Source organism: Sedimenticola hydrogenitrophicus (genome assembly GCF_029017505.1).
GTDB classification, from domain to species: domain Bacteria; phylum Pseudomonadota; class Gammaproteobacteria; order Chromatiales; family Chromatiaceae; genus Sedimenticola; species Sedimenticola hydrogenitrophicus_A.
Genome location: NZ_JAQGEI010000031.1, coordinates 1 through 12703, shown reverse-complemented (window position 1 = coordinate 12703; position 12703 = coordinate 1). Strand labels below are relative to the sequence as shown.

Annotated in this window: 14 protein-coding genes; 9 read left to right on the top strand and 5 right to left on the bottom strand. The window is 57.9% G+C overall.

Annotated elements, in window-relative coordinates; genetic code table 11:
- Window positions 1-159: 159 nt before the first annotated feature.
- Entirely contained in the window at window positions 160-780 is a 621-nt protein-coding gene (locus O9K64_RS17375) for a cytochrome c oxidase subunit 3 family protein (protein ID WP_275099375.1), read from the top strand.
- A gap of 2 nt (window positions 781-782) precedes the next feature.
- On the top strand, window positions 783-1061 hold the full coding sequence (locus O9K64_RS17370) for a cytochrome C oxidase subunit IV family protein (RefSeq protein WP_275099430.1): 279 nt from the start codon (window positions 783-785) through the stop codon (window positions 1059-1061).
- Here O9K64_RS17370 and rrtA read toward each other — a convergent pair.
- The gene (gene rrtA / locus O9K64_RS17365; RefSeq protein ID WP_275099374.1) at window positions 999-1721 is read right to left on the bottom strand and encodes a rhombosortase; all 723 of its coding nucleotides are present in this window, start codon (window positions 1719-1721) and stop codon (window positions 999-1001) included. The two genes, O9K64_RS17370 and rrtA, sit on opposite strands and share 63 nt — an antisense overlap.
- Entirely contained in the window at window positions 1711-3789 is a 2079-nt protein-coding gene (locus O9K64_RS17360) for a VIT and vWA domain-containing protein (RefSeq protein ID WP_275099373.1), read from the bottom strand. Before O9K64_RS17360 ends, rrtA begins: the two co-directional genes overlap by 11 nt.
- A gap of 169 nt (window positions 3790-3958) precedes the next feature.
- Here O9K64_RS17360 and O9K64_RS17355 point away from each other — a divergent pair, with 169 nt between their 5' ends.
- Window positions 3959-4558 (top strand): TetR/AcrR family transcriptional regulator, encoded by a 600-nt coding sequence (locus O9K64_RS17355; RefSeq protein ID WP_275099372.1) that lies wholly within the window; start codon window positions 3959-3961, stop codon window positions 4556-4558.
- 221 nt (window positions 4559-4779) lie between these two features.
- On the opposite strand, the gene O9K64_RS17350 is transcribed toward O9K64_RS17355, so the two are convergent.
- A complete protein-coding gene (locus O9K64_RS17350) occupies window positions 4780-5622 on the bottom strand; it encodes a hypothetical protein (protein WP_275099371.1) in 843 nt (280 codons plus the stop codon).
- 55 nt (window positions 5623-5677) lie between these two features.
- Between O9K64_RS17350 and O9K64_RS17345 the strand changes: the two genes are divergently transcribed.
- Window positions 5678-5947, top strand: coding sequence for a hypothetical protein (locus O9K64_RS17345; protein ID WP_275099370.1), 270 nt, complete (start codon window positions 5678-5680; stop codon window positions 5945-5947).
- A gap of 22 nt (window positions 5948-5969) precedes the next feature.
- Complete coding sequence (locus O9K64_RS17340) at window positions 5970-6890, top strand: replication protein RepA (protein WP_275099369.1); 921 nt, start codon at window positions 5970-5972, stop codon at window positions 6888-6890.
- Between the two features lie 373 nt (window positions 6891-7263).
- Here the strand turns inward: O9K64_RS17340 and O9K64_RS17335 are convergent, their stop codons facing one another.
- Window positions 7264-7587, bottom strand: coding sequence for a helix-turn-helix domain-containing protein (locus O9K64_RS17335; RefSeq protein ID WP_275099368.1), 324 nt, complete (start codon window positions 7585-7587; stop codon window positions 7264-7266).
- Window positions 7584-7946 carry a type II toxin-antitoxin system RelE/ParE family toxin gene (locus O9K64_RS17330; protein WP_275099367.1) on the bottom strand — a complete coding sequence of 121 codons (363 nt, stop codon included), beginning with the start codon at window positions 7944-7946 and terminating at the stop codon, window positions 7584-7586. Before O9K64_RS17330 ends, O9K64_RS17335 begins: the two co-directional genes overlap by 4 nt.
- Before the next feature lie 811 nt (window positions 7947-8757).
- Here O9K64_RS17330 and O9K64_RS17325 point away from each other — a divergent pair.
- From O9K64_RS17325 to O9K64_RS17310, 4 genes are all read left to right on the top strand, one after another.
- Window positions 8758-9495 (top strand): hypothetical protein, encoded by a 738-nt coding sequence (locus O9K64_RS17325; protein ID WP_275099366.1) that lies wholly within the window; start codon window positions 8758-8760, stop codon window positions 9493-9495.
- The gene (locus tag O9K64_RS17320) at window positions 9488-9838 is read left to right on the top strand and encodes a hypothetical protein (protein WP_275099365.1); all 351 of its coding nucleotides are present in this window, start codon (window positions 9488-9490) and stop codon (window positions 9836-9838) included. The genes O9K64_RS17325 and O9K64_RS17320 overlap by 8 nt, the downstream gene beginning before the upstream one ends.
- The gene (locus tag O9K64_RS17315; RefSeq protein WP_275099364.1) at window positions 9835-10386 is read left to right on the top strand and encodes a hypothetical protein; all 552 of its coding nucleotides are present in this window, start codon (window positions 9835-9837) and stop codon (window positions 10384-10386) included. The genes O9K64_RS17320 and O9K64_RS17315 overlap by 4 nt, the downstream gene beginning before the upstream one ends.
- 205 nt (window positions 10387-10591) lie before the next feature.
- Window positions 10592-12703 (top strand): type IV secretion system DNA-binding domain-containing protein (locus tag O9K64_RS17310; RefSeq protein ID WP_275099363.1); only part of this gene is annotated, 2112 nt, incomplete at its 3' end.

The following is a 12703-nucleotide window of genomic DNA, read 5'->3' as shown; positions in this document are numbered from 1 at the left end:
CGCGGGCACAACCCGGGGGGGATATCGGCCCCCTGACGCCCCAAGCGCTGGCGGTGGCACCGGGAGCGACGATCCCACCCGGCATCAACCCACGGTCTGCGGCGGGTGCGGCCACGGTTTGACCTTTGTCATGGCTCTACCTGAGGGTGTTCATGAATAATGGACACCATGGACCCCGCCTGCGCAGCCCCCCTCGCCACACTCCCTGGTGCCAAAATCGACACCGATAACCGGGTGCCCGGAAACAGCGGCATCTGGGTCGGCATTTTTTGTGTGCTGGTGGAGTTTCTGCTGCTGTTCATTGTCTACTTCGTGGCCAAGGCCCATCACCCCGAGGCGTTTCAAACTGGACCGGACAAACTGGTCACCCTGGCCGGGGTGACCATCACCATGCTGCTGCTGACCAGCGGCTACTGCATGGTCAAGGCGGTCGAGTCGATACGCCGGGACGCCTCCGGCGCGGCGTTTCGCTGGATCGCGCTGGCGTTTCTGCTCGGCTGCGGCTATCCGCTGGTGAAGTACTTCGAGATCCGCTGGAACATCGCGCACGGCATCGACGGCGAGACCGGTATCTTCTACACCGTCTATTACTACCTCACGCTGAATCACCTGGTGCATGTCTTCTGGGGCCTGCTGGGACTCGCCTGGGTCGCACTGCGGACCAGCCGCGGCAGCTACTCGTCAACCGATTACAGCGGACTGGAAGCGGCGGCGGTCTACTGGCACACCACCGATGTCATCTGGCTGGTGATCTTCCCCTTTTTCTACGTACTGAGGTGAGCATGGGGCATGCGGAGAGAGTCTGGCTGCTGCTGATCGCCCTCACCCTGGCCGGGGCCTGGTTCGCCGAAACCGGGCACGCCGGCTGGCCGCTGACCCTGCTGGTGGCCGGCCTGATCGCGGTCAAGGGGCGGATGGTGATCGACCACTACATGGAGATGACCCGCGCCAACGCCCACATCCGCCACGTGCTCTACGCCTTCGCCACGCTGGTTCCGCTACTGGTCATCTTCACGCATGGCTGGGGCGACCTGCTCCGGCGACTGACAACGCTGAACTGACCCGGAAAGAGGTCGCGTGAAAATGCGCCGCGCGTTCGCCGGATCATCGAGGCACCATCGAACAGCACGCTGAGTAGCTCGGCGATGTTCGAACAGGAGAAACATCCCCGCGGCAGTCACACCGGCCATATGAATGCCGGGCAAACCCGGCCAGGCGGTACTGGTAAATAGAGCTTGATCCAACACAGTTTCAACAACCAGTTTTCCCATGTAACCCAACCCGGCGACAACAATCAGGGGATGCGGGTTATCGCGCCATAGCTGCCAGAACACCAGCGTCAACAGTGTATTGAGTACGCCGGACAGACCGCAATAATAATCCAGATCCGTCACTCCCCACCAAAGCCAGGCATCCAGAAACAGCAAACTGAACAGCATCGCCCGGCAGAGCCGCTTTCTGTCCCGCCGCTCCAGAATGGATGCGCTAAGACCAAGGGCGAGGATGTCCCAGAGGGCATGGGGAACATCGCTGTGCACCAGGTGACCGCTAAGCAGCCGCCACCAATCCCCCTGTAAAATTTCCTCGCGCCCGTACACCAGTGCCTCCGGCGCGGGCCCCGCCAACAGGTACAGCCCTGTCGCCACAAGTGCCAACCCGAACGAGAGCCACGGCAGCCCGTTGCTGCCGTGGCCCGTCGTTGTCCCGGCATTAACCGCCATCAGGCTTCACCCGGTGATTTCGAGCGACGTATATGACCAGCAGTGGCAGGAGGAGCAGGAGGCTCCAGGGGTCCATGGCTCCGCCGCCCCGACTGTGACTGGCCCGCGACTGGGTGTACAGGGGCTGCCGGGTATCCACACGCCGCGACACCACAGGGCGTTGGGCACGTTGTTGCTGTGCCGCCTGCTCATTGGTAAGGCGCTGCTGGTTACGGCGCTCGATGCCCCTGGCCTGAAACTGCTCCTCCCGCAACACCACCATGGAGGTGTAATCGGTCACCAGGTTGTACTCCAGGGCGATATCGGTCGCCGCCTGTTTGATATCGGGCTGCTCACCGAAATTCTCCATTTCGGTCTGCATCTCTTCGATGGCAGCATATGCCCACAACCGTTCGATCTCCGGATTCTCCTTGCCGATGGCCGGAAAGGCAAAGCGCGTCCGGTATATCTTGTCTGTACCGGATATCCGGCCGCTCAGCTCCACCTCGGCATCCCCCTCTCCCCAGTAGTGTCCGAACAGCACCAGTTGCTGTCCCCGATACAGGCTGCCTATCTCCCTGGGTGTGATATCGGCGGTCTTGACGCCCTTGATCTTTAACTCCACACCATGCAACGCCTGGTGCCCGACCTTGCTGACGGCGGTGAGTAACTGACCCACGATATCATCGCTGTTGGAGATGCTGACCGCGAAACCGCCGGAGGCCCTGGTCATGGCCTCGAGCATGGGGCGATTGGCGCTGTTGCCCATGATAAACGTGAACAGCCGGGTGTCTTTTTTCCGGATCAGCTCGATAAATTTACGCTGCGCCGTTTCCCCCACATTGGCAACGCCGTCGGTCACCAGCACGATGGCGCTGGTACGGTCCGCTTCAAGTGAGTTGAGCCCTTTTTTCAGCCCGGCATACAGATCGGTGCCGTTTCCCGGCTGGATACCTGCCACCTGGCTGGCGTAGTGTTGAACGGCTTCCCGGGTGGCGTTGACATATCCCCGGGTCAGCTCATGCGCGGTGTTGTTGAACAGCACGATACGAAACCGGTCTTCGGGACGCAGCTTTGCAAGCGCCCGCTCCACACCGTTCGCCAGCGTCGCGTACTTGCCACTCATTGATCCCGAGATATCCAGTACAAAAACCCAGTCACGCCCCTCGGTTATCGGTTTAAGGTCATCCCCCGGGGTGATGGTCAGCATGTAGGTCCCACGCTGTTTCGGATCCGGCTTATAGGTGACCAGATCGACACTGCCGGGCAGATTGGCCTGATGGCGCCAATAGACCACGAGGTCCTTATCCAGGGTAAACGCCGCACCGGACTGCGGCTGTTGCGGATTGAAGGAGTTGCCCTGGGCACCCTCCTCTTTTCTGGCACCGGCGCTGTTTGCCAATTCAACCAGCCAATCCCCATCGGGCAGCTGCTGGACCTGTGCAGCGGCCTGATTGGGTAAACGCAGGGCATCCACCGGATAGGAAGAGCGCAGCAGCAAGCGGAAACTGAACGCTTCCTCAACCGTTTCGTTGGCCGTCCAGAAGGCCAGTTTCTCTTCATCCACACCGCCCTCCTCGAGGGGGTAGACATATCGGCCAATACCCGTATCCACGACGGCAGGCTGTATATAAACCAGGCGAATACGCGTATCGCCGCCGGCCCGCACCGGCGCCACACTGATGTCGAAGGTCTTGTAGCTCTCCTTCTCGGTAATACCGGCATCGCGCCCGGCCGACTTCTCCTCCTCATAAACCCGACGCGCCGCTTTTTTCTCCAGCACTTCTCCGGAGACGGGTTTGCCATCTATCCACAAAGTGAATTCGGATACCGCGCCATGCTCCGGTACCGGAAAGGAGTAGACCGCCTCCAGATCCTGGGCATGGGGGTTATGGAAAGTCTGCTCCACTGTGGTGACGGCATAGCCGTCCTCGACCACCACGGAAACATGGTGTTCCTTGATTCCCAGTGGAGGCAGACTGCCGTCACTGGGAGAGAGCAGACCGGCTGCAAGCGCCGTGTGTCCCAGTAACAGCAAGGTAAAGGCAATGATTGCACGCTTCCAAGGTATGTATTCAATTAGTCTCATGATCAGGCTCCGTTTAATTAAACTATGTTTAATTTAATCCCGGCAAGAGACCCCTATGGGGCCTCTGGCTTTATTGAACGATGTTCAATTACAGCTTTTAGCACACAATTGAACAATGTTCAATGCTTCGCTAAACTGACGCCATCCTTTCCCAGACCAGGTACGAAATATGGGCCGCCGCAGCGATCACAGCCGTGAAGAGATACGCCAACTGGCGCTGGGCGCCGCCGAGGCCATTGTTGCCGAGGGTGGTTTCAAGGCGTTGACCGCACGCAAGGTTGCCGCCGCAATTGGCTACACCGTGGGGACCCTTTATCTGGTATTCGAGAACCTTGATGACCTGGTATTTCAGCTCAACGGCCGGACCCTGGATCAACTCTATCAACGCATGCTGGATGAAAAGCGCCATAGCTATTCAGGCAAGAAGGCGTTGTATGCCCTGGCGACCGCCTACATCGATTACGCGGAAGCGGAATCCCCGCGCTGGAACATGTTGCTTGAATATGTGGCTGGCAAGGATGAGGTGATGCCGGATTGGTACCTGGAGAAGCTGGGCCAGGTATTTGGCCTGGTCGAAGAGACGCTGGCATCGACGGTTGGCAACCAGGACGACAAAACCATCAGCCAGGCGGCGAGGGTTTTATGGGCGAGTGTGCACGGCATCTGCATTTTGAAGATCCGCCAGCGGCTCGATCTGGCCGGAGGGCAGAGTACCGGGGAGATGGCCTGCATGCTGATCGACAACTTTGTCGAAGGTATGAGTCGATAGAAATTTCGAAAGGGAAAGCGGCTACGCTGTCGAACCTGGCTTGTTTGAAGTCACAGGTTCGAATGCGCTATCTGAAAACGAAAAACCCGGACGCGAGGTCCGGGCTTCGTTACCAATTGGTGGGCCATGTAGGATTCGAACCTACGACCAATGGATTAAGAGTCCATAATATTACCAATACTATCAATAGTAAAGGCAATGCATTCCCAGTGTGTGTGCAATTATTTGGCTTTCGCACATGATATGCCTTTATCTTTTTTCCTGTAGGCACGCTGGGCGAGTGTTAGCCTGCACCGGTCAGAGCAGGCGCTTTTGGTCTTGCGGATCTTATGAAAAACCTGCCGGCAGGTGTCTAATGCACATACGCCGATGTATTCCTGTGAGTCCAGGATGGCAGGTGCCAGCCATTTCCACGGACTGGGGTTGGTCCTTATGAGCTTGTTATCATGTACCCATAAATCACTGCCGTCTGGGATTTCCCATCCCCTACCATTCTCTCGGATATACCGAAGCCTAAATTCTTTTAGGCTGAATTTGAAATGTTGGTCGAATCTATTGGGATCGGCCTCATTGAGTTCCATCCATTCCTCGGTTTCTCGTCGAGCAGACCCCTTGACGAGATCTTTCGTTTTTTGTTGGTAGTTTTTGCTCTTAGCACGATTCAAATACTTAACTAAATCTACTATTTGTTGAACGACTTCCGTTTTTACAAAGACTCTAAATTCGGCATTCCCAACAGTTATTACAGAACTGGGAAAAATTGATTTAGATTTTTTGCCTGCAGCCAACTCCACTATTAATTTTGCGCGATCGCGTCTGATTATCTCGCGGCGGCGAGAGTTTGAGGCGCTCAGAGATACAGAGCGCATAATGATTTCATCGTCGATTTTCAAAAGTTCGGCACGTAGATCAAACGGTCCTCTTTCCTCTTTTTCGGTTTCAATTTGAAACCGATTTTCCATCATTTCCTGTAAAAAATCTTGGCGATTCCGGCTCATTTTTGGATCCATGTCAACGATTATTGTAAGCGTATGCGGTAACTGCCCCATATAAAAGTAATTCATTACCTTTTGCCGATTATGCACAATGTTGCTCAGGACATCAACGGAGCACATACAAATGAACGTAAATGAACAACGTCAGCAACATCCTCAATCATGGGCGAGGCGGGTTGCAGAGCTGGAGGGTCAGCTGGTTGAGCGGTACGCGCCGATCCTCAGGATTGAGGATGTTGCTGACGTGCTGGCCATCAGCCGCCGAGCTGCACAGGTTGCTGACCAGCGTGGCGCACTCCCCATAAAAATGAAAAAAATTCCCAATCGCCGAGACAAAATTGTTTCCGCCCGGCTGGTCGCAGAATACCTGGTCAGTCTCGAAAAAACAGTCTGACCTAGCAGTGAACGGTAAATCAATGCTCCCACGTCATCGCCAGTTGATCGGGGACGCCCTGGAGATCGAGCAGGAGGAAGCGAGGGCGGCCGGCGCGCTTGGGTACATGGCCCGCACGCTGGCACAGGCCACTTTGCCCCATACAGACCCGAAGTTACCTGCCGGCACGATCTACAGCCGCGACACAGGCCGCCTTACGCTGTCAGTCGCGCCGACCAGTCGCCGGCATGGCATCCCCTACGGGTCGATTCCCCGCGTGATTTTGGCGTGGATCTGCAGCGAGGCAGTGAAAACGAAGGAGCGCACGCTATCTTTGGGACACTCGCAAAGCGACTTTCTGGAACGCATCAAGTTGCACAATAACGGCCGCGACATTACTCGCTTCCGTGATCAGGCCTTGCGCCTGTTCAAGGCGGTTATTTCCGTAGAATACACCGACGGTCGCGACGGCGACCTATCGGCCCGCTTGCTCATTTCCGAGTCGGCGCATGTGTTCTGGCACCCCAGGACCAGTGGGCAGCGCGGCCTTTGGGAGAGTTCGCTGGAGCTGTCCGAGGGTTTCTTTAGGGAGGTCATGGCCGCGCCCGTGCCGATTGATATACGCGTGTTCCACGCATTGAGCAAGTCGCCCTTGGCGATGGACGTTTACACATGGCTGACCTATCGGATGTTCGTTTTGCGCCGGTCTGGCCGCACGTCTGCCTTTGTGCCGTGGGCCGGTCTGAAATCCCAGTTTGGGGCTGGCTATCCGGGCACCGATCAGGGCTTTCGTGACTTCAAGAAGCGTTTCCGTTTGCGCCTGAAAGAAGTCTTGTTGTTTTACCCGGCAGCACAGGGCCACATTCAGGAAACGCCCGTGGGGCTGGCCTTGACGCCTTGCAAGCTGCACATTTCCCACACCAACGGGGCCAAGCTGTCGAATCTGCCCAAGGCCAAGGCTTGATTGGCTCACCCCGGCGCGGCCGGGGCCGGAGCCGGGCTTGTGGAAAACCTTGTGGGTATCAGGAGTTATCCACGTGTAATCTGTCCCGCGACCAAAAAGCCCACCACCCAAGGGACTGCGGCCGATTCTGGAAAATCTCCACGTGTAATCTGTCCCGCCTTGACGTGTAATCTGTCCCGCCTTGACGTGTAATCTGTCCCGCGCCCAACTTTTCCACAGCTAGCAAACCCGCGCCACGCCTAGCTTTGCGGGGTTGTCCACCGCTCCTACAAGTAGCTTGCTACAAATAGTCTTTTTCAAATATTTAAAAACAAGTAGCTAGGAGGCCCAAAACGGTGGAAAACTCTCCATCGGCCACCAGATCCAGGTGGAATCATGCTGAGAACACCACGGCAATGCGGCCCGCCGAGGTGTTGCGGCGAGCTGGGCCGACGACGATCTGCACGTCCCGGCCGAGCCGCGCCAGGCAATCGAGCATCTTGGCTTCGCTGATTCCCCGGAACTGACCGCGCAGCATCTTGGAGAGCTTGGGTTGTGACAGCCCGAGCACATCGGCGGCTTTCTGCTGGGTCCACTTCCGGGCCTTGATGATCTCAGCGATCTTGGTGGCGAGCTGGGCCTTGACCAGCATTTCGTCGGCGTCTTCATGGCCAAGGTCGGCGTAGACGTTCCCGGTGCTTTGTTCAAACTTAATCATTTCCGTTCTCCTTTGGCGTGCGATTCCGCCGCCTTCAGCCGCTCGCGTATCAAGTCCAGATCGGGCTTTGGCGTGGCAATGCCTCGCGTGCTTTTCTTCTGGAAGCAGTGGAGGACATACACAGCGTCGGAGAGCCGCACCGTGTACACGGCCCGGTACGTGCTGCCGGCGTCGTCCTCGACCACTTCCAACACCCCAGCTGACCCGAAGCCCTTGAGCGGTTTTGCCTGCAGGTGCTTTTTGCCGGTTTGCGCCAGGTGCAAGGCGTACCCAAAGGTGTCCTGCACATCGTCCGGCATCGACTTGAGGTCTTTCTTGGCAGAGCCGACCCAGACCAGCGCTTTGTTTTTTTGTTCCATACTGCAATTATACCTATATGGGCATAATCCGCAAGTTTGCGGCTAAAGGCGTAGTGAGAGCAAGAGCAAGAGCAAGAGCAAGAGCAAGAGCAAGAGCAAGAGCAAGAGCAAGAGCAAGAGCAAGAGCAAGAGCAAGAGGACCACACCCGACCCACCAAGGGTGTCCCGACGGCTGCGCCGACGGGGAGAGCAACAGAGACCGCAGACATTCCGAGCCTATTCGGTGCATACCCAATGCACCACGCGCCACCCTGGCGCGTGGCTATGCGCCCCCCATGCGAGGTGTTCGCGCAGTTTGAGCGAGATTCAGCCGCCTAGGCGCGAGGTCTGCGCGGCTGGTTTTGCTGATCTAGATCAATAACCCTCGTTTTTTTCCGCCTCCGTTTGTTGTTCGTAGTGCATCACAGTTGCCTATTGTTGTTCTCTGTAGTGTGTTGTGAAGTGTTGTAACTATTTGATTTTCAATAGTTTTAGTGGATTTGCAGTGTATACTGGGCACACATCATGACAACAACCAGTGGAGCACACCTGATGAACGTAACACCAACACCTGCCGAGGCCCACAAACTTGCTGCCAACGTGCCAGGAAATCGGGGATGCGCTCGCTGTCATGTTCACCCTTGTGCTGGAGTGCCCGAGGAACCATGGAAAATCCAGGGAGAAGGTTCAGGTGATCCTGGAATGCCTTGACATCGCCGGCAGCGTGTGCACTGCCGCTGGTCTGTCCCCCCTACACTGATGGCCATTATTGACTGATGAGGGGCGCCCCGGGTTTTGAATCGGGGCCACTCAACAACCGGAGGAAAACGAGATGAATATTATTTTTGTGCATGGAGAAAAAGGTGGAGTCGGCAAATCAATGAGCGCCATGGCTCTCATCGAGCACTGCCGTGGGCTGGGCCTCAATCCATTCCTGATCGAAGGCGACACGGGCATCCCCGACGTGGCCTCCCGGTACAGAGGCGTGATCGATGGTGTCCAGATCCCATTGAGCCGCCCGGACCTCTCCGAGGAGGCCATCGGGGAGCTCCTGGAGCTCCTTGAATCGAATCTAGACGACCTAGCCGGCCGGCCGGTTGTGGTCAACCTCCCCGCTGGCGCGGCGTCCACGGTCGATCGATCAGCCGCGATGATCCGGGCGGTGTGCGATGCAGCAGGCTGGGAGGTGGTCACCCTTTACCTCCTAGGCGCAGGCATCGAATCCTCGACGTCTGCCATTGAATCCCTGAGCGCCGGGCTGGCCGGAGTCTCAGACCGCAAAATCGCGTTGCGCAATCTGGCATTTGGCGATCCCAATCGGTGGCCCTGGACCAGGGATGGCCACCAGGAAGCATGGATATCAGCTGGAGGCCAAGCCCTTGATTTCGCCGAACTCACCGGGCGGACAGTTGAAAAAATCCGGGGCAGCGGCCCTCTAGGGCCGCTGATCTCCGGCGAGGAACCGGGGCTGTTCCTCGTTGATCGCTCGATCCTGCATCGCTGGCTCTCCGCGTTCGAGCCAATCATTGAGGCTGCCGGGCTGGTGGGTAGAGGTGGTGACGATGAGTAGCCGATCGATCAACGAGGAGCTCAAACGGCTGATCGAGTCCGCCACCACAGGCGCAACTGCGGGCGGCCCGAGAATCACCAAAACTCGGATGATCCTGAACCATCTGGATCAGATCGAGGAGGCGCTGCAGCGCGGTATCGGCCGGGCTGCGTTGGCACAGGTGTTTGGTTGGTCACTCGGCGAATTCGACTCCGGCCTGTATCGCGCGCGACGAATGCACCGCGCCGGCGGCGACCAACGGTTGAAGGCGGATCCCCCCACCGCCGAGACGCCCGCCGAGACGCAAGGCAACAAAACCACCAATAGCCCCACCCCCACCAATTCATTGAGGAAACCATTGTGACCGAATCTGTGAATGAATCAGCCCAGGACGTTGTGTTGTCCAATTTCCCTCCCGAGCGCCGCGAGACACTGCTCCGCTGGGCTAGCACTCACCAGGTTCACCCCGACGATCCCATCTGGTCACTGGTGGACCAGGCGGGCCTGCTCCACGAATGGCAGCTGGAATCCGTCCGTGAACTGGAGACCGCCCAGCGGTCGGCCACCGCCCGGATTCATCAGACCAGCCTGGCGGCCACCCGCTCGCTCCGACAAGCCGCCCTGGTGGCCCGTGAGGAGGTGCCCGAGGGCCTGGGAGATGAGGTGCGCCAGCTGATGGCGGACGAGACTCGGCGGGCGCTATCGCGGGCCAGCCGGGGCACCTGGCTACACAAAATTGCCCACTGGGTGGGCCCTGCCCTGCTGGGGCTGATGGTGGCCTCCGGCACGGCCGCCTGGCTGGTCCACAACCAACCCAGCCGCGAAGACCTGAACCTGGCCCAGGGCCTTAAAAAAGCTTGGCCGCGCCTGCCGGCCAGCGCCCAGCAGGTCATCAGAGAGGCCCTGAAATGAATAAATTTGAGCCCCCCGCAGACATGCGCCGCCCGTCGCCCGAGCGGCGGAAATACCTCGCTCGCCACCGGCTCTCCTCCCTGCTGAAACATTGGGAATTCACCACCAATAAGCGGTTGCAGACGCAACTATTACGCCGGGGGATCGACCCCGCGCCGCACGTGGCCAACTTGACCAGATGGCCATACCTGCAGGAGGGCGAATCATGAGCATCACCCGCGCCACCATTGCCCGAGACACCCCAACCCCAGACATGGGCCTCACCCTGCTGGTCAGCCTGCTGGCCAGCGTGGCCACGTTGGCTGGGGCCTGGGCCGCCTACCTGAAATATTGGCTGACTCTCCCAGTTTGGCCGGTAACCAAAAATCTGTTTATCGCCATCCCGGACCTGGCGTTCCAGGGCCATACCCTGCCCCCCTCGATCATCCAGGGCCTAATCATCACCCTGGTGGCCACCCTGCTGGTGGTCATCGTGGTGGCCCGCTGGATGATCCGGATCACCACGTCGCCGGCGGAGGTCCAGCTGGCTGGACGGACAATCTCAGACAGCCCCCGCGAGGCCCTGTGGGAGGCCCGCGCAGAGGTCAAAATCCACGGCCGAGGCCTGGATATTTTCCCCGGCATCCCGCTCAGCATGGAGCGTGAAACCCGTCATTTTTTGGTCTTGGGCGCACCGGGTGGCGGTAAAAGTACCATCATCCGCCCGCTGATCGACCAAGCGCGAGCAAGAGGCGACAAGAGTATCATTTTCGATAACAAGAGTGACGTGACTAAAGCGTTGGATTTTGATTCTGAAGCCGGAGGCACTGCCATTCTGGTGGCCCCCTGGGACAAACGCGGGGCAGCCTGGGACGTGGCCAGGGACGTACAAAACAAAGCGGACTCGCGGGAATTTGCGGCCGCCCTGATTGCTGAGGGCAAAGACCCGATGTGGTCGAATGCCGCGCGGCAGGTGCTAGTCGCCATGGTGCGCAAATGCCAGGTTGAAAATCCTGGTCGATGGGGTTTTCTGGACTTGGCTTCGGCGGCTGCCAGCGGTGGGCCTGGTCTTAAAAAAGCGGTCCAGCAATACAACCCCGAAGCCTCGGCGATTCTGGAGGACGTGGCCAGCAAAACAACTCAGTCAGTTTTAACTAACCTTATTTCATTCATGGCCCCGATCTTCGATTTGGCCGACGCCTGGGGACGTTGTCAGCCACCAACAAAATTCTCAATTCGCGATTGGCTGCAGGACGATTACAAGGGACCCAGTACCATTATCCTGCAGGGTAACCAGCGGTTTTCGCAGCTTCAAAAGGGTGTTTCCCAAGCACTGATTAATGCGTTCAGTCGCGAGATGAACTCCCCGGCGATAACGGACGTGAGGCCCGACGAGCGGCGCGTGTGGATGTTCCTCGATGAGTTTATACAGCTTTCCAAGTTGGATAACTTCAGCCAGTTCCTGGAGGTCGGGCGATCCAAGGGTATCCGAATTGTGATTGGTGCACAGGATCTGGCACAGATCAAAAGCCTCTACGGCGCCGACACAATGGAGACCTGGGCCAGCATGGTGGGTTCGTACATCATCACCCGTACGCAAGGCGTGGAAACACCTCAGTGGATATCAGATCTCATTGGCACCAAGGTTTTCAAAAAATACGCACCCAGCTACTCCGCCCCGGTCTATTCCTTGTATTCAACAGAGTCCCCCAGCCGCACGGATCAATACCAACGACACGAGGAACCTGTGATCCGCCCGGATGAAATCGCGTCCAGCTTGAAGGCGACAAAAAAGGGCGTGATCGCCCTCTGGCTGCCGGGAGGCGAAACTGTTTATCGATTGATATGGCCACATCTCACCAGTGAACAGAAAAGCGAGCTACGCCCCGCGCAGATCCCCGCCCGTTGGACCGCCCCGGATTATCCATCGGCCAGGGATCAAGCCCTGGCAGGGGCCCAGGCCGCCCTCCCCGAACCTAAACCAACCCCTGCGCCCCAAACAAAAACAAAACAGCTACCAGAGGAGCGGCGGACCACCATCGAGCTGAAAATTCGGTCGCGAGCGCAGCAGGTTGAGCAGGGGGGAAAATTCGGTGAACTGGCAAAGGAAATCGGAGAGGAAGCGATCGAGCACAAAGCCCTGGATCTGCTGTCGGTGCCCGAGATCCCCATCCTGGACCCCGGCCTGGGATCGATAAAAATCGCCCTGGCAGCGCTAGATTTAATCTGTGCAGACACTCCCCCGGTCGAGGTGAGGGTCCTGGGGGTAGATGAGCGAGTGGTCTCCAAAAAGAAAAAACGCAAATTTTTACAGATGCAACTGTCATCCGAGGCTGAG